The organism is Sinomonas sp. G460-2, assembly GCF_047759905.1.
Classification (GTDB): domain Bacteria; phylum Actinomycetota; class Actinomycetes; order Actinomycetales; family Micrococcaceae; genus Sinomonas.
Genome location: NZ_JBKZWT010000024.1, coordinates 1 through 26,924 on the forward strand (window position 1 = coordinate 1; position 26,924 = coordinate 26,924).

The 26,924-nt window shown below is 69.3% G+C and carries 29 protein-coding genes and 1 tRNA gene; 8 read left to right on the forward strand and 22 right to left on the reverse strand.

The window, feature by feature from the left end:
- Positions 1 to 307, reverse strand: a 307-nt coding sequence (locus ACLN58_RS04620; RefSeq protein ID WP_415854106.1) for an NAD(P)-binding domain-containing protein, incomplete at its 3' end; no start/stop codon positions are given.
- Positions 308 to 368: 61 nt separating this feature from the next.
- Between ACLN58_RS04620 and ACLN58_RS04625 the strand changes: the two genes are divergently transcribed.
- Positions 369 to 1,457 carry a D-2-hydroxyacid dehydrogenase gene (locus tag ACLN58_RS04625; protein WP_415854107.1) on the forward strand — a complete coding sequence of 363 codons (1,089 nt, stop codon included), beginning with the start codon at positions 369 to 371 and terminating at the stop codon, positions 1,455 to 1,457.
- Between the two features lie 120 nt (positions 1,458 to 1,577).
- On the opposite strand, the gene ACLN58_RS04630 is transcribed toward ACLN58_RS04625, so the two are convergent.
- From ACLN58_RS04630 to ACLN58_RS04650, 5 genes are all read right to left on the reverse strand, one after another.
- Positions 1,578 to 2,936 carry an MFS transporter gene (locus tag ACLN58_RS04630; protein ID WP_415854108.1) on the reverse strand — a complete coding sequence of 453 codons (1,359 nt, stop codon included), beginning with the start codon at positions 2,934 to 2,936 and terminating at the stop codon, positions 1,578 to 1,580.
- A gap of 159 nt (positions 2,937 to 3,095) precedes the next feature.
- On the reverse strand, positions 3,096 to 3,893 hold the full coding sequence (locus tag ACLN58_RS04635) for an IclR family transcriptional regulator (protein WP_415854132.1): 798 nt from the start codon (positions 3,891 to 3,893) through the stop codon (positions 3,096 to 3,098).
- Positions 3,894 to 4,197: 304 nt separating this feature from the next.
- A tRNA-Val gene (locus tag ACLN58_RS04640) sits at positions 4,198 to 4,273 on the reverse strand.
- Positions 4,274 to 4,331: 58 nt separating this feature from the next.
- Positions 4,332 to 4,826, reverse strand: a complete 495-nt coding sequence (locus ACLN58_RS04645) for a peroxiredoxin (RefSeq protein WP_415854109.1) — start codon at positions 4,824 to 4,826, stop codon at positions 4,332 to 4,334.
- Positions 4,823 to 5,236 (reverse strand): DUF3052 domain-containing protein, encoded by a 414-nt coding sequence (locus tag ACLN58_RS04650; protein ID WP_415854110.1) that lies wholly within the window; start codon positions 5,234 to 5,236, stop codon positions 4,823 to 4,825. Before ACLN58_RS04650 ends, ACLN58_RS04645 begins: the two co-directional genes overlap by 4 nt.
- Positions 5,237 to 5,517: 281 nt before the next feature.
- Here ACLN58_RS04650 and aceE point away from each other — a divergent pair, with 281 nt between their 5' ends.
- From aceE to fabF, 6 genes are all read left to right on the forward strand, one after another.
- Positions 5,518 to 8,259 carry a pyruvate dehydrogenase (acetyl-transferring), homodimeric type gene (aceE, locus tag ACLN58_RS04655; protein ID WP_415854111.1) on the forward strand — a complete coding sequence of 914 codons (2,742 nt, stop codon included), beginning with the start codon at positions 5,518 to 5,520 and terminating at the stop codon, positions 8,257 to 8,259.
- A 156-nt stretch (positions 8,260 to 8,415) separates the two neighbouring features.
- Positions 8,416 to 9,654 (forward strand): PucR family transcriptional regulator, encoded by a 1,239-nt coding sequence (locus ACLN58_RS04660; protein WP_415854112.1) that lies wholly within the window; start codon positions 8,416 to 8,418, stop codon positions 9,652 to 9,654.
- Between the two features lie 110 nt (positions 9,655 to 9,764).
- Positions 9,765 to 10,718 carry an ACP S-malonyltransferase gene (locus ACLN58_RS04665; protein WP_415854113.1) on the forward strand — a complete coding sequence of 318 codons (954 nt, stop codon included), beginning with the start codon at positions 9,765 to 9,767 and terminating at the stop codon, positions 10,716 to 10,718.
- Complete coding sequence (locus ACLN58_RS04670; RefSeq protein WP_415854114.1) at positions 10,715 to 11,776, forward strand: beta-ketoacyl-ACP synthase III; 1,062 nt, start codon at positions 10,715 to 10,717, stop codon at positions 11,774 to 11,776. The genes ACLN58_RS04665 and ACLN58_RS04670 overlap by 4 nt, the downstream gene beginning before the upstream one ends.
- A 106-nt stretch (positions 11,777 to 11,882) precedes the next feature.
- Entirely contained in the window at positions 11,883 to 12,128 is a 246-nt protein-coding gene (locus ACLN58_RS04675; RefSeq protein WP_136611337.1) for an acyl carrier protein, read from the forward strand.
- 95 nt (positions 12,129 to 12,223) lie between these two features.
- On the forward strand, positions 12,224 to 13,459 hold the full coding sequence (fabF, locus tag ACLN58_RS04680; RefSeq protein WP_415854115.1) for a beta-ketoacyl-ACP synthase II: 1,236 nt from the start codon (positions 12,224 to 12,226) through the stop codon (positions 13,457 to 13,459).
- 138 nt (positions 13,460 to 13,597) lie between these two features.
- On the opposite strand, the gene ACLN58_RS04685 is transcribed toward fabF, so the two are convergent.
- The 5 genes from ACLN58_RS04685 to ACLN58_RS04705 all read right to left on the reverse strand — a co-directional run bounded on the left by ACLN58_RS04685 (position 13,598) and on the right by ACLN58_RS04705 (position 18,500).
- Positions 13,598 to 14,101: a DUF3145 domain-containing protein gene (locus ACLN58_RS04685; RefSeq protein ID WP_415854116.1), complete on the reverse strand. Its 504-nt coding sequence runs from the start codon at positions 14,099 to 14,101 to the stop codon at positions 13,598 to 13,600.
- Between the two features lie 213 nt (positions 14,102 to 14,314).
- Positions 14,315 to 15,241 (reverse strand): tyrosine recombinase XerC, encoded by a 927-nt coding sequence (locus ACLN58_RS04690; RefSeq protein WP_415854117.1) that lies wholly within the window; start codon positions 15,239 to 15,241, stop codon positions 14,315 to 14,317.
- A gap of 123 nt (positions 15,242 to 15,364) precedes the next feature.
- The gene (dprA, locus tag ACLN58_RS04695; protein WP_415854133.1) at positions 15,365 to 16,522 is read right to left on the reverse strand and encodes a DNA-processing protein DprA; all 1,158 of its coding nucleotides are present in this window, start codon (positions 16,520 to 16,522) and stop codon (positions 15,365 to 15,367) included.
- A 71-nt stretch (positions 16,523 to 16,593) separates the two neighbouring features.
- On the reverse strand, positions 16,594 to 18,147 hold the full coding sequence (locus ACLN58_RS04700; protein ID WP_415854118.1) for a YifB family Mg chelatase-like AAA ATPase: 1,554 nt from the start codon (positions 18,145 to 18,147) through the stop codon (positions 16,594 to 16,596).
- Positions 18,144 to 18,500, reverse strand: a complete 357-nt coding sequence (locus tag ACLN58_RS04705; protein WP_415854119.1) for a YraN family protein — start codon at positions 18,498 to 18,500, stop codon at positions 18,144 to 18,146. The genes ACLN58_RS04700 and ACLN58_RS04705 overlap by 4 nt, the downstream gene beginning before the upstream one ends.
- Positions 18,501 to 18,747: 247 nt before the next feature.
- Between ACLN58_RS04705 and ACLN58_RS04710 the strand changes: the two genes are divergently transcribed.
- Positions 18,748 to 19,728 (forward strand): DUF998 domain-containing protein, encoded by a 981-nt coding sequence (locus tag ACLN58_RS04710; protein WP_415854120.1) that lies wholly within the window; start codon positions 18,748 to 18,750, stop codon positions 19,726 to 19,728.
- Between the two features lie 20 nt (positions 19,729 to 19,748).
- On the opposite strand, the gene ACLN58_RS04715 is transcribed toward ACLN58_RS04710, so the two are convergent.
- The 11 genes from ACLN58_RS04715 to ACLN58_RS04765 form a co-directional block, all read right to left on the reverse strand.
- Positions 19,749 to 20,072: a DUF2469 domain-containing protein gene (locus ACLN58_RS04715; protein ID WP_415854121.1), complete on the reverse strand. Its 324-nt coding sequence runs from the start codon at positions 20,070 to 20,072 to the stop codon at positions 19,749 to 19,751.
- A gap of 4 nt (positions 20,073 to 20,076) precedes the next feature.
- Positions 20,077 to 20,826 (reverse strand): ribonuclease HII, encoded by a 750-nt coding sequence (locus ACLN58_RS04720; protein ID WP_415854122.1) that lies wholly within the window; start codon positions 20,824 to 20,826, stop codon positions 20,077 to 20,079.
- A 1-nt stretch (position 20,827) separates the two neighbouring features.
- Positions 20,828 to 21,583 (reverse strand): signal peptidase I, encoded by a 756-nt coding sequence (gene lepB / locus ACLN58_RS04725; RefSeq protein ID WP_415854123.1) that lies wholly within the window; start codon positions 21,581 to 21,583, stop codon positions 20,828 to 20,830.
- Positions 21,580 to 22,263: a signal peptidase I gene (gene lepB, locus ACLN58_RS04730; protein ID WP_415854124.1), complete on the reverse strand. Its 684-nt coding sequence runs from the start codon at positions 22,261 to 22,263 to the stop codon at positions 21,580 to 21,582. The genes lepB (ACLN58_RS04725) and lepB (ACLN58_RS04730) overlap by 4 nt, the downstream gene beginning before the upstream one ends.
- Positions 22,264 to 22,293: 30 nt before the next feature.
- Positions 22,294 to 22,653, reverse strand: coding sequence for a 50S ribosomal protein L19 (gene rplS, locus ACLN58_RS04735; protein ID WP_415854125.1), 360 nt, complete (start codon positions 22,651 to 22,653; stop codon positions 22,294 to 22,296).
- Between the two features lie 237 nt (positions 22,654 to 22,890).
- Positions 22,891 to 23,676, reverse strand: coding sequence for a tRNA (guanosine(37)-N1)-methyltransferase TrmD (gene trmD / locus ACLN58_RS04740; RefSeq protein WP_415854126.1), 786 nt, complete (start codon positions 23,674 to 23,676; stop codon positions 22,891 to 22,893).
- Positions 23,676 to 24,263: a ribosome maturation factor RimM gene (rimM, locus tag ACLN58_RS04745; protein ID WP_415854127.1), complete on the reverse strand. Its 588-nt coding sequence runs from the start codon at positions 24,261 to 24,263 to the stop codon at positions 23,676 to 23,678. Before rimM ends, trmD begins: the two co-directional genes overlap by 1 nt.
- A 196-nt stretch (positions 24,264 to 24,459) precedes the next feature.
- On the reverse strand, positions 24,460 to 24,702 hold the full coding sequence (locus ACLN58_RS04750; protein WP_415854128.1) for an RNA-binding protein: 243 nt from the start codon (positions 24,700 to 24,702) through the stop codon (positions 24,460 to 24,462).
- The gene (gene rpsP / locus ACLN58_RS04755) at positions 24,703 to 25,110 is read right to left on the reverse strand and encodes a 30S ribosomal protein S16 (protein ID WP_415854129.1); all 408 of its coding nucleotides are present in this window, start codon (positions 25,108 to 25,110) and stop codon (positions 24,703 to 24,705) included.
- Between the two features lie 184 nt (positions 25,111 to 25,294).
- The gene (locus tag ACLN58_RS04760; RefSeq protein WP_415854130.1) at positions 25,295 to 25,756 is read right to left on the reverse strand and encodes a hypothetical protein; all 462 of its coding nucleotides are present in this window, start codon (positions 25,754 to 25,756) and stop codon (positions 25,295 to 25,297) included.
- A gap of 102 nt (positions 25,757 to 25,858) precedes the next feature.
- Positions 25,859 to 26,752, reverse strand: a complete 894-nt coding sequence (locus ACLN58_RS04765) for a VOC family protein (protein ID WP_415854131.1) — start codon at positions 26,750 to 26,752, stop codon at positions 25,859 to 25,861.
- Between the last annotated feature and the right edge of the window lie 172 nt (positions 26,753 to 26,924).

Consider the following 26,924-nt stretch of genomic DNA (forward strand, 5'->3'; position numbering starts at 1 on the left):
TCATGACGACGACGCGCGTTCGCTCGGCGGGCGGACTCGCCGCCCACGCCGAGAGCAGCGGGGCCGCGGCCTCCTCGATCATCGGCAGGTCGGGGAGCATGAAGACGATGGTCCCGACGTTGGCGAGCTCCGCGACGGACCCGATCCGCTCTCCCCCGGCCGCCTCGAACGGCCCGTAGGCTGCGGGCGAACGGTTCCAGCCGCGCACACGCCATCCCGCCGCAAGGAGGTTGTTGGCCATGGGGCCGCCCATGAGGCCGAGTCCGACGAAGCCCACGGTTCCCGCAGCGCCGTTGTCGCGTGTCATGGTGGCACTCCTCTCTGACATTTTGTTCAGTATATTAGCCGCATTTCAGTAGACTGGACACATGAGTCCAGAATCGCCCTCACCCGCCGCGTCACGCGCCGGCGAGCCCCTCACGGTGGCCATCGCCGTCCCCCTCGAAGCGGAGCTCGTCGAAGCGATCCGCGCTGTCGATCCCGCCGTCACCGTCCTGTACGAGCCGGACCTCCTCCCGCCCGAGCGCTTTCCCGCCGACCACGTGGGCGATCCCGCGTTCGTGCGCGGCCCCGAGGGGGAGGAACGCTACTGGAAGCTCGTCAACTCGGCGGACGTGCTATACGGGTTCCCGAACGAGTCCGCCGCCGGCTTCGCGCGGGTCGTCGCCGAAAACCCGCGGCTGCGCTGGGTTCACGCGATGGCTGCGGGGGCAGGTGCGGCCGTCAAGGCGAGCGGAGTCTCCCGCGCCGAGCTCGAGCGCGTGACCGTTACGACCTCCGCGGGCGTGCACGCCCTCCCGCTTGCCGAATTCGCCGTCATGGGCATCCTCAACGGGCTCAAGCGCACGGCCGAGCTCGCCGCGGACCAGCAGGCCAAGCATTGGCCCGAGCTCCGCATCCCGACCCGCCTCGCCGCGGGCTCCCACGTGGTGATCGCCGGGCTCGGCGAGATCGGGCTTGAGACGGCCCGGCTCGCGCGGGCGCTCGGCCTGACGGTGAGCGGCACGAAGCGGAACGCCGAGCCGATCGAGGGAATCGACGAGGTCGCGACCGCGGGCCGGCTCCCCGAGCTCGTGTCTCACGCCGACGCACTCGTGAACACGCTCCCGGGCACGGCGTACACCGACGGGCTCATCGGCCGGGAGGTCTTCGCCGCGATGCGTCCCGGCACGATCCTGGTCAATGTGGGCCGCGGCACCGTGGTCGACGAGGCTGCTCTGCTCGAGGCGCTCGAGGCCGGCACCGTGGGCTACGCGTGCCTCGACGTCTTCGCCGTCGAGCCGCTCCCGGCGGATTCGCCACTGTGGGCGCACCCCCGTGTCCTCGTCTCGCCGCACACGTCGGCGCTGAGCGCCGCCGAGAACCGACTCATCGCGGAGCGGTTTGCAAGCAATCTGCGCAGCTTCCTCGACGGGGCGGCTCTCCCCCACACCGTGGACCCGGTGCACTTCTACTGATCCGCACCGCGGCCAAGCGAGGCCCCGCCGCGATTCACGCGGCGGGGCCTCACTTTGCTCTGTGCCCAACTTCCCCTGGGCTCGACTTGCTCTGTGTTCGGCTTGCTCGGGGCTCGGCGCCTACGCCCCGTCCTCGAGAGCTGTGAGGTCGCGGCCCTTCGTCTCGCGGATGGTGAACGTCGTGGCAAACGTGATGAGTGCGAGGAGCAGCGAGAAGCCTGCCAGCACCACCCACGAGTTGTTGGTCACGCTCAGGAGAACGCCGATGAGCACCGGAACGAGGCCCGACGCGACCATCGCGGAGATCTCGCGGCTCAGGGCGACGCCGGTGAAGCGGCGCGTCGCGCCGAACATCTCCGGCATGAGCGAGCACTGCGGCCCGAGGCACGCCTGGACGCCGATGCCCGTGCCGATCGCGATCACGACAAACACGAGCCACGGCTGCCCGAGCGTGACGAGGAAGAACGCCGGGAAGGCAATGATCGCCTGGAAGAGCGCCCCGTAGCGGTACACCTTGACGCGCCCGACTCGGTCCGAGAGCGCGCCGAAGGCCACGACGGCGACCGCAGCGACCCCGGCCGCAACGAGGAGCGAGGCCGGCCCGATCGCCTTGTCAGTCTTGAAGGCGGCAACCGTGCCGAGGAACGAGACGACGACCACCGAGTAGATCGACGAGTTGCCGTTCTCCGCCATGCGGATGCCGATGCCCTTGAGCACCGTGCGCCACGACGAGCGAACGACCGCAACGATGGGGTTCTTGACGACCTCGTTGTGCTTCTCGAGCTCCTGGAAGACCGGGGTCTCCTTGAGGCGGAGCCGGATGACGACCGCGGTCGCGATGAGGATGAACGAGCAGAGGAACGGAACTCGCCACAGCCAGTCCTGGACGAGCTTGGGGTCCACGAGGCCGAGCAGCGCGAACGTGCCGGCGCCGAGGAGCGTGCCGAGCTGGATGCCGACGAACGGGAGGGCCGCGAAATAGCCGCGCCGCTTCGCGGGGGCCACCTCCGAGATGAGGGTCGTCGCGCCGGCCTGCTCAGCCCCGGCGCCGAGCCCCTGAAGGATGCGGAGGGCGATCAGGAGGACGGGCGCGGCGGCGCCGACCTGGCTGTAGGTGGGCAGAAGGCCGATGAGGAAGCTCGCCGAGCCCATGAGGAGGATCGTGCCCAGCAGGACCATCTTGCGGCCCCAGCGGTCGCCGATGTAGCCGAAGATGAAGCCGCCCAGCGGGCGGGCCACGTAAGCCACGCCGAACGTTGCGAGCCCCACGATCATGCTCGCGTTGCCGAACGGGGCGAAGAAGAGCGGCCCGAAGACGAGGGCAGTCGCGAGGCCGAAGATGTAGAAGTCGTAGTACTCGAGGGCGGATCCGATCGAGCTCGCGAGCGTCGCGCCGCGAAGCTGGGCCGGATCGACGGCGACCTCGTCGGGCCGCGGGCTCGCCACGGGAAGCGCGCTGCCAGGGTGGCTGGTGTGCATCTGTACTCCTTTGGACTCGCCGGCGCAGGGCTCGGCGGGGACGCATCATCATCAGGTCGGCGTGACACCGATCACTGTACTGAATAGCGTACAGAGTTCTGAACAGTTGTCCAGTGGAGTGGATTCAGTTCACTCTGCTGACCACCCTCAGGGCTGCGATTACCCCATGGGGTTGCCGAGCGCCCGCGCGAGCTGCTGGAGCTCGCCGACCATGGCCGCCTTGTGCTCCTCGGTGAACGTCGCCTTGAGCGCCGTCACACTCACGCCCAGATTCGGCCCATGCGCGCCATGCGTCGGGACGGGCACCGCGAGGCACACGACCCCGAGCGTCGATTCCTCGTCCTCGAACGCGTACCCCTGGTCCTTGATGCGGTGCAGTTCCTCCTTGAACGCCTTGCCCGTGCGGATCGAGTGCGGCGTGAGGACGGGGAGCTCGGCATCGTCGGGGTACATGTCCTCCCAGTCATGCTCGTGGAGCCGGCCGACAAGCGCCTTGCCGACGGCACAGAGCGACGCCGGCATCTTGTCGCCGATCGTCGACGTGAGCCGAACGGCCGGGTGCCCCTCGTAGCGGGCCAGGTAGATCACGTGGTCCCCGTCGAGGAGCGCGATCCGCACCGTCTCCCGCGAAAGCGCGGGCGCCTGGGCACAGAACTGATAGAACTCGCGGATCTCGTCGCGTCGGCTCAGGTAGGACGCACCGAGCTCCACGAGCTTGCGCCCCAGCGAGAAGTCGCTGCCCTCGCGGGCCACGAGGCCCGCGTCCTCGAGCGCCTGGAGGATGTTCGACGTCGACGACTTCGGGATACCCAGCTCGCGGGCCAGATCGCTCAGCGTCGCGCGCCCGCTGGGCGCGCTGGACAGCACGTCAAGGACGGCGGCCGCGCGCGTCACCGCTGGCGCCGGCGAGGACGACGACGTTGCCTCCTCGCGCGCGCCGCGCTCCAGCTCGGGAATGACTGCTGACCTGCTCGGTGCCACGGTGCTCCTAACCTGTGCGGGCGGACGCCCGCGCATCGTCCAAAATACTGAACACAGATCATGATACTGAGCAAGTGGTCGCGTGAGGAGCTAACACGGCGTTCTCAGGAGCCGTCCGGGCAATCATCGGATTTGTTCGTTACCCGCAGTTCACCTAGGATTCGAAAGCAGAGCCTCCCACCGCGGCAACCCCCCAATGGCTGCGGCGGGAGGCTCTTTCCATGCCGTGATCGCGACGGCGGAGCGCCAGAGGCCGGCCCAGAGGGCGCCGATCGAACAATGGTGGGTCCTACCGGGATCGAACCGATGACATCCACGGTGTAAGCGTGGCGCTCTACCAGCTGAGCTAAAGACCCATGCCGGCCGCGCCGGCGAAATTCCACTCTACCCGAAGCCGGCCCGCGCCAGGCGCCGCTACTGGGCCTCCGTTGACGAGAGTCGGGTGAGAGCTTCGGCGTACGAGCCGAGATCGCGGGCCTGGCCGCGCGGATTGACCACGCTGTAGCGGACGATGCCCGCCGAGTCGAGGATGAAGGTGCCGCGCAGGGCCATCCCGCTCGCGTCGTCGAAAACCCCATAGCGCCGCGCGACCTCGCCGTGGGGCCAGAAGTCCGCCACGAGCGAGAAGGCGTACCCCTCGGCTTCCGCGAAGGCCCGGAGGGTGAACTTGCTGTCCACCGAGACGGCGACGACCTCGGCGCCGGCGCGAGAGAACACGTCCCAGCGGTCACGGATCTCCGAGAGCTCGCTTGTGCAGATCCCGGAGAACGCGAAGGGATAGAACACGACGACCACGGGCCTGCCGCGCAACGCGGAGAGCCGAACGGGCTCACCGAATTGATTCGGGAGCTCGAAGTCGGGGGCCTCGTCGCCGAGATGGGGAGGGTGAGCTGGAAAAGCGTCGGTCACTTCTTGCGCGCCAGGCGCGTGGCGTGCCAATCCTTCGAGACGCCGGCTGTGGACGTCGAATGGAGGCCCGCTGTCGGAGCCGCTTCCTGGACCTCGCTCGGGGGCACATAGCCGTCCCGCCCCTGCTTGGGGGTCAGGAGCCAGACGACACCGCGGTCCTCGAGGGTGGTCTGGGCGTCGACGAGCATGTCCACGAGGTCGCCGTCGCCGTCGCGCCACCACACGACGACCGCATCGACGACGTCGTGCTCTTCCTCGTCAAGGAGCTCGGAGCCCACCCGGTCCTCGATGGCCTCCCTGAGGCCGAAGTCGACGTCCTCGTCGTAGCCGAACTCCTGGATCAGGTCTCCCCCCTTGAAACCCAATCGCTCCGCCACATTGCTTTCCGCGGCGGTGTCGGTCTCGCCCACGTTCTCCTCCTCTAGCAGACCCCGCTCGCCTTGTGCCGCGGGGAATGTATCTATAAGCCAACACCGTTTGGCGCGTAGCATCAAGCGCACGCGCTGCGCGCGCCCGGCCCGCGCCGCTAGAGTGACAGGGAGCGCGCCGCTGCTCCGGCTGGGGAACCCGGCTGCCTGATGAGGGGCGCTTACACGAAAATGGGCCTGAACTTGAGGCCCAGCAACGATACTGCCCGGCGTCCGGCAGCCACCAGCTGGCGGTCCTACGGGCTCGAAGAGAGGTTTTGGACGTGTCTGTAGGAGAGGAAACCTCGCACATCCTCAGCGGCCTGACGAACCAGCTGCCGGACCGCGACCCTGAAGAGACCGCCGAGTGGATCGAGTCTCTCGACGCCCTGATCGAACAGCAGGGCACCGAGCGCGCGCAATACATCATGCGCAGCCTCCTCCAGCGAGCGGGATCGCGGAGTGTGGGCGTTCCCATGGTCACGACGACGGACTTCGTGAACACGATCCCCGCGGACCAGGAGCCCGAGTACCCGGGCAATGAAGAATACGAGCGCCGCTACCGCGCCTACATGCGCTGGAACGCCGCGATCATGGTGCACCGCGCGCAGCGCCCCGGTATCGGCGTGGGCGGCCACATCTCTACCTACGCGGGCGCCGCGACGCTCTACGAGGTGGGCTTCAACCACTTCTTCCGCGGCAAGGACCACCCCGGCGGCGGCGACCAGGTCTTCTTCCAGGGCCACGCCTCCCCCGGGATGTATTCGCGCGCATTCATGGAGGGCCGCCTGTCCGAGCAGGACCTCGACGGCTTCCGCCAGGAGAAGTCGCAGGAGGGCCACGCGCTCTCCTCCTACCCGCACCCGCGCATGATGCCGGAGTTCTGGGAGTTCCCGACCGTGTCCATGGGCATCGGTCCGATGAACGCGATCTACCAGGCGCAGACGAACCGTTACCTCCACAACCGCGGTCTCAAGGACACGTCCGACCAGCACGTGTGGGCCTTCCTCGGCGACGGCGAGATGGACGAGCCCGAGAGCCGCGGCCTCCTGCAGCTCGCCGCGAACGACAACCTCGACAACCTCACGTTCGTGGTCAACTGCAACCTCCAGCGCCTCGACGGGCCCGTGCGCGGCAACGGCAAGATCATCCAGGAGCTCGAGGCGTTCTTCCGCGGCGCGGGCTGGAACGTCATCAAGGTCATCTGGGGCCGCGAGTGGGACGCCCTGCTCAAGAAGGACGACAACGGCCAGCTCGTGAAGGTCATGAACGAGACGCTGGACGGCGACTACCAGACCTACAAGGCGGAGTCCGGCGGGTTCGTCCGCGAGCACTTCTTCGGCAAGACGCCGGAGACCAAGGAGCTCGTGGCGGACTACTCCGACGAGCAGATCTGGAACCTCAAGCGCGGCGGCCACGACTACTGGAAGGTCTACGCCGCGTACAAGGCCGCGACGGAGTTCCGTGGCAAGCCCACGGTCATCCTCGCCATGACGGTCAAGGGCTACGGCCTGGGCCCGCACTTCGAGGGCCGCAACGCGACCCACCAGATGAAGAAGATGACGCTCCAGGACCTCAAGGACTTCCGCGACCACCTGCGGATCCCGATCTCTGACGAGCAGCTCGAGGCCGATCCCTACCAGCCGCCGTACTACCACCCCGGCGCCGACGCCCCCGAGATCGAGTACCTGATGCAGCGCCGCAAGGCACTGGGCGGCTTCCTCCCGGAGCGCCGCGACCCGCACCGCGCCATCGCGCTGCCATCGGAGAAGTCGTTCGAGGTGGCCAAGCGCGGCTCGGGCAAGCAGCAGGCCGCGACCACCATGGCGTTCGTCCGCCTGCTCAAGGACCTCATGCGGGACAAGGACTTCGGCAAGCGCATCGTGCCGATCGTCCCGGACGAGGCGCGCACGTTCGGCATGGACGCGTTCTTCCCGACCGCGAAGATCTACAACCCGAAGGGCCAGAACTACCTCTCGGTGGACCGCGACCTCGTGCTCGCGTACAAGGAGGCGCCTGAGGGCCAGATCCTGCACGCCGGCATCAACGAAGCCGGCTCGATCGCCGCGTTCACGGGGGCAGGAACCGCCTACGCGACGCACGACGAGACGCTCGTCCCGGTCTACGTCTTCTACTCGATGTTCGGCTTCCAGCGCACGGGCGACGGGATCTGGGCGGCTGCGGATCAGATGGCGCGCGGCTTCATCATCGGCGCGACCGCGGGCCGCACGACGCTCACCGGCGAAGGCACCCAGCACGCGGACGGCCACTCGCCGCTCCTCGCGTCGACGAACCCGGCCGTCGTGACCTACGACCCCGCCTACGGATACGAGATCGGTCACATCGTGAAGGCCGGCATCGAGCGCATGTACGGCGGGAACCACCCGGATCCCAACGTCATGTACTACCTCACCGTCTACAACGAGCCGATCGTCCAGCCGGCCGAGCCGGAGGAGCTCGACGTCAAGGGCCTGCTCAAGGGCATCTACCTGCTCTCGCCGGCCAAGATCGACGGCCCGCGGACCCAGCTCCTCGCCTCGGGCGTGTCGGTCCCGTGGGCCATCGAGGCGCAGCGGATCCTCGCCCAGGAGTGGGGCGTCTCCGCGGACGTCTGGAGCGTCACGTCGTGGACCGAACTCCGCCGCGACGGCCTCGCCGCCGAGGCCGAGGCATTCCTCAACCCGGGCCAAGAGCCGCGCGTGCCGTTCGTCGCGCAGCAGCTCGCGGGCGCGACCGGGCCGATCGTCGCCGTCACGGACTACATGAAGGCCGTGCCTGACCAGATCCGCCAGTTCCTCCCGAACGAGTTCGCGACGCTCGGCGCGGACGACTTCGGCTTCGCGGACACCCGCGCCGCCGCTCGACGGTACTTCCACATCGACAGCCACTCCGTGGTGGTCCGCGCGCTCCAGATGCTCGCGCGCCGCGGCGAGGTCGATTCCGATGCGCCGCGCCAGGCGTTCGAGCGTTACCGGCTGCGCGATGTCAACGCTGGCACCACGGGCAACGCGGGCGGCGACAGCTAGCCTTCCGTCCCCGACCGCACCGCGAACGACGGCGGCGCTCCCCAACACGGGTGCGCCGCCGTCGTCGTACGTCCCCCAGGGTGCGGCGCCGTCGTCGTCCGCTTGTAGCCTTCGCACAAATTCGGGCGACGACGGCGCGCAGCCTATGCTCTTCACATGTCCCAGCAGACGCACGCGTCCGGAGGCACTCGGCGGGGCCGGCTCAAGGCCGCCCCGGCGAAGGCCGAGACGCTCAAGAAGCTGCGCAGCAGCGTCGGCCAGCTGTCAACGACCACCACGCGGGAGCTCGAGCGCGCGCTCCCCTGGTACGGCCGCCTGAGCGCGGACGAGCGCTCGGCCCTCGGCCTCGTGGCGCAGAACGGCATCGCCGCGTTCGTCACGTGGTACGAGCGGCCGACGCTCCCGTCGTGGGTCCTCTCCGACGTCTTCGGGAACGCGCCCACCGAGCTCACCCGCTCGATCAGCCTCCAGAAGGCGCTCCAGCTCATCCGCATCGTGGTCGAGGTCGTCGAGGACCAGGTGCCGAACCTCGCGTCGGAGGAGGACCAGCCGGCGCTCCGCGAGGCCGTGCTCCGCTACTCTCGCGAGGTCGCGTTCGCGGCGGCGGACGTCTACGCGCGGGCCGCCGAAACGCGCGGCTCATGGGACACGCGGCTTGAGGCGCTCATTGTCGACGCGATCCTGCGCGGGGAGAACACGGACGCCCTGCGTTCCCGCATCGCAGCGCTCGGCTGGAAGGCGCAGGAGCGCTTCCTCGTCATGGTCGGCGGCTCGCCGCTCGAGCCGAGCCCGAGCTACGTGGGCGAGGTGCGGCGCATGGCGGGGCGCTACGCGCAGGACGCGCTCGTGGGCATCCAGGGCGATCGCCTCATCCTCATCCTCGGCGGGGTTGCCGAGGATGAGACCGCCTACGCGCGGCTGAGCGAGATCTTCGCGCCCGGCCCGGTCGTGTTCGGCCCGCAGGCCGAGAGCATCCCCGAAATCAGCGCGTCCGCGCAGGCGGCGTTCGCCGGGCTCTCCGCGGCCCGCGCGTGGCCCAACGCACCGCGACCCGTGGCTGCGGACGATCTCCTCCCCGAGCGGGTTGTCGCGGGCGACGACGCGGCGCGCCGTGCGCTCGTCCAGAAGATCTACCGCCCGCTCCTCGCGGCCTCGAACGGGCTCGTCGAGACGCTGAGCGCGTACCTCGAGCTCGGGCACTCGCTCGAGGCGACCGCGCGCGAGCTCTTCGTGCACGCGAACACGGTCCGCTACCGGCTGCGGCGCGTGTGCGACGTCACCGGATGGGACCCACTCCTGCCCCGCGAGGCGTTCGTCCTGCAGACGGCGCTCGTGGTGGGACGCCTCGCCGCGCACCCTCCTGGGCGGGAGAGACCGGCCCGCCAGGGGGCCTGAAACACCCGGCGGGGCACGGACCCTCGTTGTAGACTTCCTACAATCCGCGTTCTGGAGCTTGGTACACGCGGGCACCGCTGGAACTGTCCACCCTTTGGAAAGCTGGAATCGTGCTAGCAATTGTCTGCCCTGGACAGGGCTCCCAGACGCCGGGCTTCTTGTCGCCGTGGCTCGAGCTGCCCTCCGCCGTCGAGCACCTCGGCTCGCTCGGCGAGGTGGTCGGGCTCGACCTCGTGGCGCACGGGACGACCTCGACGGAAGAGACCATCAAGGACACGGCTGTCGCGCAGCCCCTCATCGTTGCCGCCGGCCTCGTGGCCGCCCGCACCCTCTTCGACGTCGAGCTCTCGAAGCTCCCGGTCGTGCTCGCCGGCCATTCTGTCGGCGAGATCACGGCCTCGGCCCTCGCGGGAGTCCTGAGCGAGGCGGACGCCATGAAGTTCGTGGGCGTCCGCGCCCGCGAGATGGCCAAGGCCGCCGCCGTGACTCCGACCGGCATGAGCGCGGTCGTGGGCGGCGACCCGGACGAGGTCCTCAAGGCGATCGACGCGAGCGGCGCCTCGCCCGCCAACGTCAACGGAGGCGGCCAGGTCGTCGCGGCCGGGACGCTCGAGCAGCTCGCGAACCTCGCCGAGAACCCGCCCGCGAAGGCGCGCGTCATTCCGCTCAAGGTCGCCGGCGCGTTCCACACCCGGCACATGGCCCCCGCGGTCGCGGCGCTCGAGGAGCTGCGGCCCAGCCTCGGCGTGACCGATCCGGCCGTGCCGCTCCTCTCCAACTTCGACGGCCGCGAGGTCGTCTCGGGCCCCGCCGCGATCGAGAGCCTCGTCGCGCAGGTCTCGCGCCCGGTCCGCTGGGACCAGTGCATGGAGACCATGAAGAGCCTCGGCGTGACCGGGCTCATCGAGCTTGCCCCGGCCGGTACGCTCACGGGACTCGCGAAGCGCGCGCTCCCGGGCGTCAAGGCCGTCGCGGTCAAGACCCCGGCGGATCTCTCTGCGGCGCTCGAGCTGTTTGCCGCAGATGCCGAGCAAAACCCTTCAACGGAAGATGAGACGGTATGAGCGTCCCCACGCTGCGCCAGACCCAGACCCGCGAGCACTCGCGCATCATCGGACTCGGCGTGTATCGCCCGTCCGTGATCGTGACGAACGACGACGTGTGCCAGTGGATCGACTCCTCGGATGAGTGGATCCGGCAGCGCACCGGCATCGTGACCCGCCACCGCGCCCCGGCCGAGGTCGAGCTCATCGACATGGCGGAGGCCGCCGCGCGCGAGGCCCTCGAGCGGGCCGGGATCGAGGGATCCCAGCTCGGGGCCGTGATCGTCTCCACGGTCACGCATCCCTATGCGACCCCCTCGGCCGCCGCCCTCCTGTGCGACCGTATTGGCGCGACGCCAGCCCCCGCATACGACATCTCCGCTGCATGCGCCGGCTACTGCTACGGGATCGCCCAAGCGGACTCGCTCGTCCGCTCCGGGGCCGCCGAGTACGTGCTCGTGGTCGGCGCGGAGAAGCTGAGCGACTTCATCGACAACAGCGAGCGGAGCATCTCGTTCCTGCTCGGCGACGGCGCGGGCGCGGTCGTCATCGGCCCGTCCGAGACGCCGGGCATCGGGCCCTCCATCTGGGGCTCGGACGGCAGCAAGTGGAACACGATCGGGATGACGCACTCGCTGCTCGACGTGCGCGATCTCTCCGACGAGGCCGAGCGCGACGGCGCAGGGAACGCTGCGGCCGTGCTCGGCACCGAGGCGAAGATCTGGCCGACGCTCCGTCAGGACGGCCAGTCGGTTTTCCGGTGGGCCGTCTGGGAGATGGCCAAGGTCGCGAAGCGCGCTCTCGACGCCGCTGGAGTCAAGCCGGAGGACCTCGCGGCGTTCGTGCCGCATCAGGCGAACATGCGTATCATCGACGAGATGGTCAAGCAGCTCAAGCTGCCGGAGAGCGTCGTCGTCGGCCGCGACATTGCGGACGCCGGCAACACGTCGGCGGCGTCGATCCCGCTTGCCACCCACCGGCTTCTTCAGGAGAATCCCGAACTGAGCGGCAAGCTCTCGCTCCAGATCGGCTTCGGCGCCGGGCTCGTGTTCGGCGCTCAGGTAGTCACCCTCCCGTAGTCCCCCAGCGCGCCGGACGGAAACGCCCGGCGCGTGAGAAACCAAGCCGCACAAGCGGCTTGCCCAGCCCGCCGGCGCGAGCCGGCGAACCAGAAAAGGAGCCGACATGGCTAGCAATGAAGAGATCCTCGCCGGCCTGGCCGAGATCATCAACGAGGAGACCGGTCTGGCCCCCGAGGCCGTCCAGCTGGAGAAGTCCTTCACCGATGACCTCGACATCGACTCGATCTCGATGATGACCATCGTCGTGAACGCCGAGGAGAAGTTCGGCGTGCGCATCCCCGACGAGGAGGTCAAGAACCTCTCGACCGTCGGCGACGCCGTGGACTTCATCTCCAAGGCTCAGGCCTGACCTTTCCTCCCCGACGGCCGGTACCCCTCAGGTGCCGGCCGTCTGCTCCATCCTGACGGCCGTCACGGCTCGAAGACTCGTCGAAAGAGGGAATCATGGCCCGCAAAGTTGTCATCACCGGCCTCGGCGCCACGACCCCTGTGGGCGGCGACGTCCCGACGCTGTGGCAGAACGCGCTCAAGGGAGTCTCCGGCGTCGTCCGGCTAACCGACGACTGGGTCGAGGAATACGACCTCCCCGTGAAGATCGCGGCCAGGCTCGCGGTGCCTGCGGAAGACGTCCTCGGGCGCGTCGAGATGAAGCGCATGGACCCATCCACGCAGTACGGCGTCATCGCGGCGCGCGAGGCGTGGAAGGACTCTGGGATCGAGGAAATCGATCACGATCGCCTCGCCGTGGCCTTCGCGACGGGGATCGGCGGCGTGTGGACGCTGCTCAGCGCCTGGGACACGCTCAAGGACAAGGGGCCCCGACGGGTCCTCCCCATGACCGTGCCGATGCTCATGCCGAACGGCGTGGCCGCGGCCGTGAGCCTCGACCTCGGGGCGCGCGCCGGCGCCCACACTCCCGTCTCGGCGTGTGCGTCCGGCACGGAGGCCATGGCCGTGGGCCAAGAGCTCATCCGGGCCGGCAAGGCCGACGTGGTCATGGTGGGCGGCGCCGAGGCGGCCATCCATCCCATGCCGCTCGCGGCGTTCGCGTCGATGCAGGCGCTCTCGAAGCGCAATGACGATCCCGAGCATGCCTCGCGCCCGTACGACATCGATCGCGACGGCTTTGTGATGGGCGAGGGCGCGGGAGCGCTCGTGCTCGAGGCCGAGGAGCACGCGCGGGCTCGCGGCGCCCGGATCTACGCCGAGCTCGCGGGCACGTCGGTGACGGCCGACGCCTACCACATCACCGCGCCGGACCCGGAGGGACTCGGAGCAACGCGCGCGCTCAAGGCAGCGATGTTCGACGCCCGCGTCCAGCCCGAGGACATTGTTCACATCAACGCCCACGCAACGTCCACCCCGGTGGGCGACAAGCCCGAGTACACGGCTCTCCGGGCCGCCCTCGGCACACACATCGACAACGTTGCCGTTTCCGCAACGAAGTCCCAGATGGGCCACTTGCTCGGGGCCTCTGGCGCCGTCGAGGCGGTCCTGACGGTTCTCGCGGTCTACGACCGCAAGGCCCCGGCGACCATCAACCTCGACCACCAGGATCCGGAGATCCCGCTCAACGTCGTGACGACTGCGCGCGAGCTGCCGCAGGGCGACATCGTTGCGCTGAGCAACTCGTTCGGCTTCGGCGGCCACAACGCGGTCATCGTGGTCCGCAACCACTGACCGCGCACGGTTCGGGCGCTGCTGCTTGACGACTGCGGCACGACAAACGGCCGTGGGGCCCGCCGAACTGGCAGGACCCACGGCCGTTGCGCGATGGGGATAGTCTCGGCGCCGGGTCAGCGCCCGGCGCGGGCTTGCCTAGCCGACCTGGTGCAGCCAGCGCACGGGAGCGCCCTCGGCGGCGTGCCGGAACGGCTCGAGCTCCTCGTCCCACGCCTCACCGAGGGCCAGGGAGAGCTCGTGGAACACGACGGCCGGGTCGCCGGCGCCCGATTCGTAGGCGTACCGGATGCGATCCTCGGTCACCATGATGTTTCCGTGGACGTCGGTCGTCGCGTGGAAGATCCCGAGCTCGGGGGTGTGCGACCACCGCGCCCCGTCGACGCCGGGGCTCGGCTCCTCCGTGACCTCGTAACGAAGGTGGGCCCATCCGCGCAGGGAGGACGCCAATTGAGCCCCCGTGCCGGGCGCGCCGACCCACGAGAGCTCGGCCCGGAACATTCCGGGCGCAGCTGGCTGAGCCGTCCACTCGAGATCTGTCCTCTTCTCGACGACGGAGCCAATAGCCCACTCAACGTGCGGGCACAGCGCACTCGGTGACGAGTGCACGAACAGCAGACCACGTGTCATCACTGCAGACATTCCATCCTCCATCACTGTCGGTACGTCTTCCCCTACGACCGTCAGCACATGGAGCGTGTGATCCTGTGGCAATTCAGTTTTTCTTGGCCAGAATGCGAAAGCATCGCACACGGCCGCCACGGTCATTCTGCCGGACGGTTGGCGATTCCGCCAGCACCAGCCCGCGACACGCGGCGTGTCTTGCGGCGTGTCGTCCGGTCCAGCCCCCGGCCTTCAGGCTCGCGGATGGGCCTGGACGTAGCTCGCCCGGAGCCTCTCGACCGAGACGTGGGTGTAGAGCTGGGTCGTCGCGAGGCTCGAGTGGCCGAGCAGCTCCTGAACAGATCGCAGGTCCGCTCCACCGTCCAGCAGGTGGGTCGCCGCCGTATGCCGTAGGGCGTGCGGCCCGCTCGCCGCGGTGTCTCCGAGGGCTCGAAGCGCGGCGTCGACCGTCTCCCGGGCCTGACGCTGGCCGAGCCTCCCGCCGCGCCTGCCGAGGAAGAGCGCGGCCCCGCTCTCGGCCGTGAGGAGCGCACCGCGCGCCCCGCTCCAGCGGACGACGGCGTTCGCGGCCGGCACGCCGAACGGCACCGTGCGCTCCTTGTTGCCCTTCCCGAGGACTCGCAGCGTGCGGGCCGAGAGGTCGACGTCGTCGAGGTCGAGGCCCACGAGCTCCGAGACGCGGATCCCGGTTGCATACAGCAGCTCGAGGAGTGCCCAATCACGGACGGCGACCGGATCCCCGCCCTCGGCTGCGGAGGCGAGGGCCGAGAGCAGGCGGCGGGCCTGCTCGGCGTGGAGCACTTCGGGAAGGCCTCCGTGACGCTTGGGAGACGCGAGCCGCAGCGCCGGATCCATCTCGAGCAGGCCTTCGCGCACGGCCCATGACGTGAAAGACCGGACGGCCGCGGAACGGCGGGCAAGGGTGGCCCGCGACAGGCCTTCCTCGCTCTGCCTGCCGAGCCACCGCCGGAGGCTTGCGAGCCCGACGTCGCCGAGCTCGCGTGCGCCGTCCTGTTGGGCGGAGCTAAGCATCGACACGAGATCGCCCTCGTAGGCGCGGACGGTGTGCTCGGATCTGCCCCGTCCGAGCGCGAGGTACCGCAGGAAACCCTCGAGGGGTTCGCGCAGCCCGCGGGCGAGAGGATGGTGATCGTGCACAAAGCCACTGTGGCCGCCCGCCTCCGGCGGGACAAGCCGACACCCTTCTCGTAACACGAACGAGACCGGGAGAGCCCGTCGGGGCTCGGCCGTTCCGAGGAGACTGGGCGCCCGCCGCCGTGCTCACCGCCCCGTGCGGCGCCAGCCCGCGCCCGAGTCGGCGCACAGGCCCAGGAGCTGGAGCCTGCCGAGCCCGGCGCGAACCTGCGCGGGCTTGAGCCCGGCGACATTGGCGAGCCGCTCGATCGTCGTTCCCTGTTTCAGGGGAAGTGCGTCGAGCAGGAGAACGTCCTCAACCGACAGCCCGTCGTGGACGGCCCGCTTGCCCGACTTTTCCGAGGCGAGACCCGCACCGATGGGCGCGAGGAGCTCGTAGACCTCCTCGACGTCCGTCACGCAGACCGCCCCTGCCTCTCGAAGGAGGCGATGGCAGCCCGCCGAGCTCGCGGAGTACACCGACCCGGGGACGGCCGCGACCGGGCGGGCGAGGTCCGCCGCGTGGTTGGCGGTGCTCAGCGCGCCGGAGCGATAGTTTGCCTCGACCACCACAGTCGCGCCTGCGAGGGCAGCGATAAGCCGATTCCGGCGCAGGAACCGGTGCCGCGTCGGCGCCCCACCGGGCGGAAGCTCGGAGACGAGCAGCCCCTGCCGCGCAATCGTGCGCAGGAGCTCTTCGTTGCCGGCCGGATAGTAGCGGTCGAGACCTCCGGCCATGACCGCGACAGTCGGCAACGCGAAGGCCTCCGAGACAAGAGCCGCGCGGTGAGCCTGCGCGTCGATGCCATACGCTCCTCCACTGATCACTGTCACCCCGCGGTCCACGAGGCCCTTGGAGATCTCGCCGGCGACGCTGAGCCCGTAAGGGGTTGCATCGCGAGACCCCACGACGGCCGCGCAGCGGCGCACCTCCGGAAGATCCTCCTCCCCACGGGCCCAGAGCGCGATCGGCGCCTGGGCCCCGAGATCGGCGAAGCCTTCGGGCCACTCCGGATCCTCGGGAATGAGTAGCCTGCCACCAAAGCGGGCGATGGTCTCGAGGTCCCGCTGTGGCGCGAGATCCGGCACTCGCGCCTTCCAACGCTCCTGAGCGCTCGCGAGCCCCTCCCACGACTTGCCCCCTCCGCCGAGGACCAGGCTCCCGACCGCGGCGTCGAGCCGCGGGTCAGGACCCACGCGTGCCGTGGCGATGGCCAAGGCGTCCGAGGGACCGAGGACGGCCACGAGAGCAGCCCCTGTGGCGTCGCCAGGCTCCATGAGACGCGTGAGCGCGGCCCTGGCCATCCGCGCCGGAGCGAGGGCGTCTCGCTCGCGCGGGGCGCCGAGCCCGCCTCCCCGAATCTGGACTCCCCCGGTCATGCCGCCGTCTCCGCCGTGCGAAGAAGGAGGGCCTGCCCGATCTCGTCGTCCCCGGGACGGTCTACCTCCGCGAGGTCCGCGATGGTCCACGCAATCCTCAACACCCTGTCGAAGCCTCGCGCGGTGAGCGTCTGGGCCACCATCGCCTTCTCGAGCGGACGGGTCGTGGTTTGCGCGAGCCGAAGAGCGCCGCGAAGCAAGCGGCCCGGCGCGTCGGCGTTCGTTCCGAATCCGTACGGCCGGAGCCGCTCGGCCTGCCGGTCCCTCGCCTTGCGGACCCGCGCGGCGACGTCCGCCGATGACTCCGCCGGTGCCCCCACGCTCAGGTCGACCATCGAGACGCGCCGCACCGCGAGCTGGATGTCCACCCGATCGAGCAGCGGGCCCGAGAGCTTGGCCTTGTACCGTCGGCGCACCTGTGGCGTGCATGTGCAGTTGAGTCCCTTGCCCGTGGACTGACCGCACGGACACGGGTTCGCCGCGAGGACGAGTTGGAAGCGCGCCGGGTACGTGGCCTCACCCGCCGCCCGATCGATCCTGACCACGCCGCTTTCGAGGGGCTGGCGTAGCGACTCGAGGGCACGCGATTCGAACTCCGGCGCCTCGTCGAGGAACAGCACTCCGCGGTGCGCGCGAGAGGCCGCCCCGGGGCGGGGAAATCCCTGCCCTCCCCCAACAATCGACGCCCTCGTTGCCGTGTGGTGCGGGTTCTCGAACGGGGGCCGGCGCACGAGCTCGCGCGTGGCGCTCGGATGGCTCGAGAGCGAGTGGATAGCCGTGACCTCCATCGCGGCCTCGTCGTCGAGTTCTGGGAGGATCCCTGGCAGCCGCTCTGCGAGCATCGTCTTACCAGCGCCAGGCGGCCCCATCATGAGCAGATGGTGCCCGCCCGCCGCGGCAACCTCGAGGGCCGCCCGGGCTTCGTGCTGGCCCGCGACGTCTCGCAGGTCGAGGCTCCCGCTGCGTGGTTCCGCCTCGACGCTGTGATCGGCCTGGCCACTCGGCCTCGTCTCCCGCTCGGGCAGAACCACGTTGATCGGATCCGCGCCGAAATCCAGGACCAGGCTGCCGAGCGATTCGTAGCCATGGACCCGGGCCCCGGGCACGAGCCGTGCCTCGGGTGCGTTCTCCGCCGCGACGATCACCTCGGGATAGCCCGCCCGCACCGCCGCCATGACCGCCGGCAGGATACCCTGGATGGGGCGCAGGCGGCCGTCGAGGCCGAGCTCGGCGATGAAGACCGCCTCGGCCGGAGGCCTGATGTCCCCCGCGGCCGCAAGCGCGGCAATGGCGATCGCCAAATCGAACGCCGTGCCCCGCTTCGGCAGGGACGCTGGGATGAGATTCACGGTGATCTTCCGGCGGCTGAGCGGGAGCCCCGAGTTCTGCGCAGCCGACCGAACCCGCTCCTTCGCCTCGTTGAGCGCCGAGTCCGGCAGACCCAGCAGGACGAACGCCGGCAGCGTCTGCCCGATATCCGCCTCGACCTCGACCACGTAGCCGTTGAGCCCCACGAGGCCGATCCCGAGCGCGCGGCCCACGGAAGTCACGCGACGCCCCGAAGGTGCTCGAGGACGGGCATCTCGAGCCCGGCTCCCGTCACGGCGATGACGTCGACGCGCCGCGCGACGTGCGCCACGGGATGCTCGCGGGCCCACGCTGAGGCGAGCCTCGCCACGCGACCCAGCTTGATGGCGTCGACCGCCTCGAAGGGGTGCCCGTACGCCCACGACGACCGCGTCTTGACCTCGACCGCGACCAGCACGCCGCCGTCGAGCGCCACGAGGTCAAGCTCCCCGTCCTTGCACCGCCAGTTCCGGTCGAGGATGACCACCCCGCCGGCCTTGAGATAGTCCTCGGCGAGCCGCTCTCCGCGCTGCCCGAGCCTGTCTTTCGCCCTCATGCGTCCAGCCTGCCCCGGAACCGCAGACGGATCCGGCCGTGCGGCGCCTATGTGGACCATGCGCCCGAAAGAGTTCTGTGGAGGACCATACGCGCCCGCCAGACGAGCCGATTCAACGCCCCGAGGCCACGCGGGGCCGTGACGGGGAAGTCATCGAATCGACAGTGCGCACCCGCAATTCGCACGCTTTCGGTCATCTGTTCCAAGGACCTTGAGGTTTATCCATCGAAGCGCGTTAATCGTCGCCATGAGCGTCATTACCTGGGCGGCAGACCAGCTGGACAGCTGGTCGAAGGGCCGACATCCCAGCCCTGCAGACAGCCGGCACCTGATCGGCTCGTGGGCGGCGAAGAGCCTGCTGCAGTACTTCGCCGTCGAATGGATCGTCTTCCTGTCGTGGAGCGACTACGCATACTGGCGGAACGTCGTGAGCGACCTCGGCGCGCGCGGATGCCATTCGGTGGACGGCCAGACGACGTGTCGCTCGGCCTTCGTCGCCGCAGATCTCTCCTTCATCCTCATCGGCGTAGGCGTGGCCGTCGCCGCCCTGCTCATCACCTCGACCGTTCTGCGCGTGGGCGGCCACTTCGCGGAGCACGAGAAGGAGGTTCGCCTCTCGCGGGCCGCGGGCCAGGCCGATCTTCCCGCGACGAAGCGTCTCATCCGCCACCTCGGCGGCGAGCACGAGGGCGGCGAGCTCACGCGGGCTCACCACCTCACGACCGCGACGCGATTCTTCATGGCCGTCGCGGGGCTCGCAGTCGTGGGGGTCGGCGTGTTCCCTGAGGACTTCTACGCCGCGGACGGCAGGCCGTGGGCCCATATGATCAGCACGGCGGTGTTCCTGGTCTGCGCCGTCGTCACGCTCTCGCTGCTCGGCATCCTGTGGCTCGGGCCGCGCCCCGTTGTGGCTTGGATCCTCCTCGGATTGGCAGCAGTCGCCGCGGTCGGGGGAACCTTGTTTCTGATCAAGAACGTGGCGGCGATGGCAGGCCGCCCCGAGGTCCTCGGCGACTTCACGGGACTCTACGAGCGCGGCGTCATCTACGGATTCATCGTGGGCATGGCCGTCATGGGGTGGGCGCTCAGCAGCGGGGCCAATCGGCGCCCCGTCGCCGAAGGCGCGGGAAAGCACCGAGGCTCCGACGACGGCGTCACCTCGCTGAACGGGAAGCGCCGTGCGGACGCCGGGTCGACGACCGGGCCGCTGAGTTCGCCGGCGGCCTGACCGGCCGCCCGCAGGACCGCCTAGTTGCCGAGCGCGTCCTTCGGGAGCGCGAGGTCCTCGACCTTCGGAAGCTCTTCGACATTGACGTCCTTGAACGTGATGACCCGCACGCTCTTGACGAAGCGGGCGCTGCGGTAGACGTCCCACACCCACGCGTCCTGGAGGGTCAGGTCGAAGTACACCTCGCCGTCCGCCGAGCGGGCCTGGAGGTCCACGTGGTTCGCGAGGTAGAAGCGGCGCTCGGTCTCGACGACATAGCTGAACAGCGAGACGACATCCCGGTATTCGCGATAGAGCTGCAGCTCCATGTCGGTCTCATAGTTCTCGAGGTCTTCTGCGCTCATAGTCCTATCTTCCTCCACCCTCGACGGGCTCTCCTGCGAACCCTTCGAGGTTCCAACTGCGGCGGTGCCACACGGTCGGGCCGTACGCCGCCAGGGCGGCACGGTGGTCCGGCGTCGCATAGCCCTTGTTGATGGCCCACCCGAACCGGGGATCGTCCTCCCCGAGCCGCATCATGATGCCATCGCGCTCGACCTTCGCGAGGATACTCGCCGCGGCGACCGCCTGGCACTTGAGGTCCGCCTTGATCATGGTGTGCACGGGCACGGTTGGCGGTGCTGCGACGTCCCCGAAGAGGGCGCTCTGCCCGCCGCGCCCGAGCCAGTCGTAGTTCCCGTCGAGATGGACGACGTCGGGCACAATCCCTGCCGCGGCGATCTCGCCGAGCGCTCGGGTCCCCGCGAGCCGCAGCGCCTCCATGAGCCCAAACTCGTCGATCTCCTCGGCGGCCGCGTGCCCGACGGCGCTCGCGACGCCCCACGACCGCACGAGTGGGACGAGCTCGATCCGCCTCTCCGGGGCGAGGAGCTTGCTGTCGCGCAGCACCGTCCGGGTCCGAACGGTCCGCACGTCGATGACGACGACGCCGACGCTCACCGGCCCGGCGAGGGCCCCGCGGCCCACCTCGTCGCAGCCCGCCACGAGCGGCCCGTACTCGCCCGCGAGACGGCGCACGTACCGCAGCGTCGGCGCGGGTGCGGCAGCTCGCCGTGCGGCGGGCTGCCGTTCGGTGGCGATGGGCTGGAGGGCGGTCACGTTACTTGGGCGAGGGGACGGTGGCAAAGGTGTTCGGATAGTTGCCGAGGGTGCCGAGTCGGTTGAGGGGCCACGCGATGACGGTGGCCTGGCCCTCGATGTCGCTCTTATCGATGAAGCCGTTTCCGGCCTGCGAGGCGTTGTGGAAGCGGGAATCCGATGAGTGATTCCTATTGTCGCCCATGACCCACACCTTGCCAGCGGGCACCGTCACGTCGAACGGCACGGGGCGCGGCACCTCTGCCGGGTTCACATAGGGCTCGTTGAGCGCCACGCCGTTCACCGTGATGTGCTGCTGCGCGTCGCAGCAGACCACATGGTCCCCCGGAAGCCCAATGAGCCGCTTGATGAGGTGCTGCTGGGACGTGTCGGGGAGCAGGCCGATGAATTCGAGGCTCTCCTGGAACCAGTTCTGCTGCGAGTCCGTGGAGGGAGGCAGCCAGCCCTTCGTGTCCTTGAACACGATCACGTCGCCGCGCGTGAGCGCGAAGTTCCGCGGAACCATGAGGTTCACGAAGATCCGGTCGTTCTCCTCGAGGGTGGGGACCATCGACTCGGACGGGATGTAGAACGCCTTGAAGAAGAACGTCTTGATGACGAACGAGAGCACGATCGAGATCACGAGGATGAGCGCGATCTCCCTGAGCAGTGCAAGAATCCCGCCGCGACGCGGCCTGGGTTGATGGCCCGATTCTCCGTCCTCGTGGGGTGCCGCCGCGTCCGCGGCGTCTGGTCCGGTTCCGGCCTCGCGCGTCACTGATGTCCCTTCGTGGTGTTCACCGCTCCAAATCTATCAAGCGGCCAGAGGATCGAGACCGGCTCGCCGATCACCCGATCCGTGCGGATGAGGCCGCCGCCCGGGGCTCCGAGCAGCGACCGCGAGTCGACGGAGTCCGAACGATGGTCGCCGAGCAGCCAGAGCCTCCCGGCGGGCACCACGACGTCGAACTTCATGGTGCTGGGCGCGTCGCCCGGATAGAGATAGGTCTCGTCGAGCGGAGTCCCGTTGACCGTGAGCCGACCGTCCGCGGTGCAGCACTGGACGTGGTCTCCGGCCACGCCGACCACGCGTTTGACGTACACGGTCTCGTTCGGCACGACGCCGAGCCATTCGCCGACGCCCTGGGCGGCGTCGCCAACCCAGCCCCGCCCGCTCTCAAGCGGCGCGAACGAGCCGCGCCCGTCGAACACCACGACGTCTCCCCGCTGCACGGGCCGGCTCGCGAACGCCGTGCGCGAGACCGCGATGCGATCCCCCGGCTGGAACAGCGGCTCCATGGAGCCCGACGGAATGTAGTAGACGTCGATGATGAAGGCGCGGATGAGGCCCCACACGACAAGGGCAGCGAGCACCGCGAGAAGAACCGAGCGCCAGCCCAGAAGTCTGGACCGGCGCTCGGTACGGGTGCCGCGTTCGGAGTCTGACTGAACGGTCACGACGCTTTGGCGGCGGAAAGCCGTGAGGCTTTACTTGGAGGCGGTGTAGTCGCGCTTCTCCTTGATCTTCGCGGCCTTGCCGCGGAGCTCACGCATGTAGTACAGCTTGGCGCGGCGAACGTCACCCTTGGTCACGACCTCGATCTTGTCGATGATCGGGGAGTGAACAGGGAACGTGCGCTCGACGCCCACACCGAAGGAGACCTTGCGGACCGTGAACGTCTCGCGGACGCCGTGGCCCTGACGGCCCACGACGAAGCCCTGGAAGACCTGCACGCGGGAGTTCTTGCCTTCGATGATGTTGACGTGCACCTTGATGGTGTCGCCCGGCGCGAACGTCGGGATGTCGGAACGCAGGGACGCGGCGTCAACCGAGTCGAGAATGTGCATAGTGCTTCTCCTGGCGAATGCCACAGGTCAATCGCTTCAGTCACGGGCCTAGGCGGCCCGAACTCTCGCCCGCCGTGCCGATGATCCGTCAGGCGGGACGCCCCATCCGTTGGCCGGCTCCCCTGTGGCAGAGTCCGGGCCCGGCGGGCGCAACGCTCTATTCTGCCACGCGCGAACCCCGCCGCGCGAATCGTCGCCCTCGCGCGGATCGCCGCACAACGGGCGACGGCGCGCGGTTCAGTGCCGCTCGAGGCGACCGTCGACGACGTCGTACCCCAGCTCAGCCAACACGGCGCGCTCCTCCCGGCCGAACCCACTCGCGTCGACCCCGACGAGGAGCTCGGGGCGACGGCCGGCCGTGCGGCGCAGCTGCTGCTCGCGCCGCCACCGCGCGATGAGCCCATGGTTCCCGCTCAAGAGGACCTCGGGCACGTCGTGACCGCGCCACGACGAGGGCTTCGTGTACACCGGATACTCGAGCAACCCATCGGAGTGCGACTCCTCGACGAGCGATTCGGGGTTGCCCACAACGCCAGGCAGGAGCCGCCCGATGGCCTCGACCATCGCCATGACGGCGACCTCGCCCCCGTTGAGCACGTAGTCGCCGAGGCTCACGGGGCGGACGCGGAATCGCTCGCCGGCCCACTCGAGGACCCGCTCGTCGATCCCCTCATAGCGCCCGCACGCGAACGTGAGCGTGGGCTCCTCGGCGAGCTCGTACGCGAGGGCCTGCGTGAACACCTCGCCGGCGGGCGAGGGGACGATGAGGGTGGGCTTCCGCTCCGCAGCTTCGAGGGAGGAGAGCACCGCCTCGAGCGCGAGGCCCCACGGCTCGGGCTTCATGACCATGCCCGCGCCGCCGCCGTAAGGCGTGTCATCGACCGTGCGGTGCCGGTCGAAGGCGAAATCGCGGAGGTCGTGCACGTCGAGCTGCAGCAGCCCGTCCTCCTGCGCGCGGCCCAGGAGGGAAAGCTTGAGCGGCGCGAGGTACTCCGGGAAAATGCTGACGACGTCGATGCGCACTAGAGTTCCTCGCCGCGCGCGGCATTCCCGCCGTCGTCAGCGCTCGCGCTGTCCGCGCCGTCGTCGTCCGCGATCTCGGCCTCAGTGTTCAGCTCGAAGAGTCCGGGCGGAGGCACGACGACGACGTAGCCCCCCTCGACGTCGACCTCGGGAACGATCTCGTCGACGAAAGGCACGAGCACCTCGCCCGAGGGCGTGTCCACGACAAGCAGGTCCTGCGCGGGCATGACCTGGAGGGCGGAGACGGTGCCGACAGCGCGGCCGTCGACGCGCGCCTCGAGCCCCACGAGCTCGTGCTCGTACCAGCCCTCGTCATGCGACTCCTCGAGCTCCTCGGTCTCGATCGAGAGCGTGGCCCCGCGGAGCTCCTCGGCGCGGTTGCGGTCGGGGACCTCCTCGAAGCCGAGCACGAGGATGTCCTTGTTCCAGCGGGCCGAGCGGACGGTGAGCGCGCCGTGGGAGGCGGGGTCGACGTCGAACGCGGCGCCCCGCACAAAACGCTCCTCGGGCGCGTCGGTGAGGACCTGTACGGTCACCTCGCCGCGGATTCCGTGCGGCTTGCCGATGCGTGCGACGCGCAGCTTCATGGCGTGTCCCTTCCTGATGCTGGACGGTCTGAGCGGGCCGGTCTGAGCGGGCCTGTCTGTGCGGGCCTGTCTGTGCTGGCTCGGCATGACCAGCACCTCGTCATGAAAAAAGGCTCCGGCCCCTCAGCCTTCCAATCGGGCGGAGGGGCCGGAGCCTCATACTCGTGGCTGCAGGCCTGTGCCTGAAGCTATGCGCCTAGCGGCGGCGGTCCGTGTCGACGACGTCGACGCGCACCGACTCACCGTCGGCGAGGGCCGCGACCACGGTGCGCAGTGCGCGGGCGGTCCGGCCCTGACGGCCGATCACTCGGCCCAGATCGTCCTGGTGGACGCGGACCTCGAGGACGTCGCCGCGGCGGCTGCTCTTCGCCTCAACCGCCACGTCATCCGGATTGTCCACGATCCCTCGGACGAGGTGCTCGAGTGCGTCGGCCAGCAACTACTCAGCCTCGGTGGTCTCGGCCGCGGCCGCGTCGGCGGACTCGGCCTTCGCTGCCTTGGGGGCCTCGGGAAGGATCACGGAATCCTTCTCGGGGGCCACGAACGGCTCCTTGCCCTTCGGGTACCGGAGCGTACCCTCCTGGCCCGGGAGGCCCTTGAACTTCTGCCAGTCGCCGGTCACCTTGAGCAGGGCAAGAACCTGCTCGGTCGGCTGGGCGCCGACGGACAGCCAGTACTGGGCACGCTCGGAGTTGACCTCGATGAACGAGGGCTCCTCGATGGGGTGGTACTTGCCGATCTCCTCGATCGCACGACCATCGCGCTTGGTGCGCGAGTCGGCGACGACGATGCGGTAGAACGGCGCGCGCATCTTGCCAAAGCGCTTGAGACGAATCTTAACGGCCACGGTTGTGGTCACTCCTGTTTCTGCACACGGTCGAACCCACACTTTCCGCTCCCGTGGGGCGGGCCGTACTCGGTAGGGCTCAGAGGGAACACGACCGCGCGCGGAGAGAGGGGCCACGCGGATCGGGTACCCGACTATTGTGCCAGACGCCGGCACGAAGCGCGATTCGCCGCACCGAGACGGATCAGGAGCCCGCCCACACGAAGAGTTCCTGGTGGTCGGAATCGTCGACGTCCGCGGCGAGCTTCGCGAGCTGCTCGACGTAGCCGTACGCTTCCTGCGCGTCGAACGGCAGGTCCTCCTGGTCTACCCAGGCGGCCGCGACGCGTTCGACGGCGTCACCCTCGCCCTCGTCGGACTCGTACGCGAGCAATTCGGCGAGGGCACGGATCATGGCCGGTGGAACGGCGAGGAGCGTGTCGCTCGAGACGTCGACCATCGTGAGCTCGTAGTCGGCGCCGGACGCATGAACGGCCGCACCCACGAGGGTGCCGAGCTGCTCGATCTCGTAGTCGGACACTCCGGGGATGCGGACGCCATCGCCATCGGCCTCGTGGCCAGAACCGGAATCGAGCCTCGCGGCTCGCTGGAGGGCCTGGGAGTGGGTCGAAACGAACACTTCAGCGAACGGGTTGGGACCTGACACGGTATCCCCCTCGGTAGGGCGAGTGCCGGGCCGCACAAGGCCGCGGCGTACGGACTACATGCCCGCGGGACCGCGGACACGTTGAGCGTAGCGCAGGCGGAGTCAGGCTGCCACGACCGCCATGCGGATGCTGTTGCGCCACGGATCGTCGAACCGCAGTTCGAGCCCGGTGTGCTGTGTGGCAACCCCGGCGGACCTGAGTCGGTCCGCCGCCGCGAGGAGATCCTCGTTGCCGGGCACGTTGATGAGCACCTCGCCCAGGCCCAGCGTGTCCTTGCGCGGACCCGCCCCACGGCTGTTCCAGACGTTCATGGCCATGTGGTGGTGGTATCGACCGGCCGAGACGAACAGCGCCTGGCCGTGCCACCCCGCGGTCTGCTCGAAGCCGAGCGTCTCGACGTAGAACCGGCGAGCCGTCTCGACGTCGCCGACCTGAAGGTGGACGTGGCCCACGCCGGCCGTCGATTCACGTTGGCCCTCGAGGGCGAGCTCCGTGAGGTGCGCCTGGAGGAAGCCCTGGGGCGGGAGCGGGAGGCTGTCCATGACCACTTGGGTTCCGTTCCACGCCCACGTGTCGCGCGGCTTGTCGAAATACAGTTCGACGCCGTTGCCCTCGGGATCGGTGAAGTAGAAGGCCTCGGAGACGAGGTGGTCGGCGCTGCCCGCGAAGAGGCGCGGATCGTACTGGGCGGCCGTCGCGACCGTCGCCGCGAGGTCGGCGCGGCTGTCGAAGAGGATCGCGGTGTGGAACAGGCCTGCCTCGCCGCGGCCGGGGAGCTGGAGGCCCGCCGCCGGGCTCAGGTGGATGACCGGGAGCCCTTTACGGCCAAGGAACACCCCGCCGAACGACTCGGTGAGCGGGACGAGGCCCAGGGCGCGCTCGTAGTAGTCGAGCATGAGCTTCATGTCCCCGACCTTGAGCATGACCGTGCCCATGCTGAGCTCGGCCGGCAGGAGGTCGTGGGACGGCGCGGAGAGGTTGGCGGGGGTGGTCATGATGCTCCTCGGGCTGGACTGTCGACTTCAGCGTACATTTACTTGAAGCTTCAATCAAGCCGATCTATTCCCCCAGAACGCTCCCCGGGCGGTTCCTTGGACGCGCCCTTGGACAGGTCCCTTTGCGCGCTCCTACGAGACCTCGCGGCCCGCGCGCAGCACGTGGCGCGGG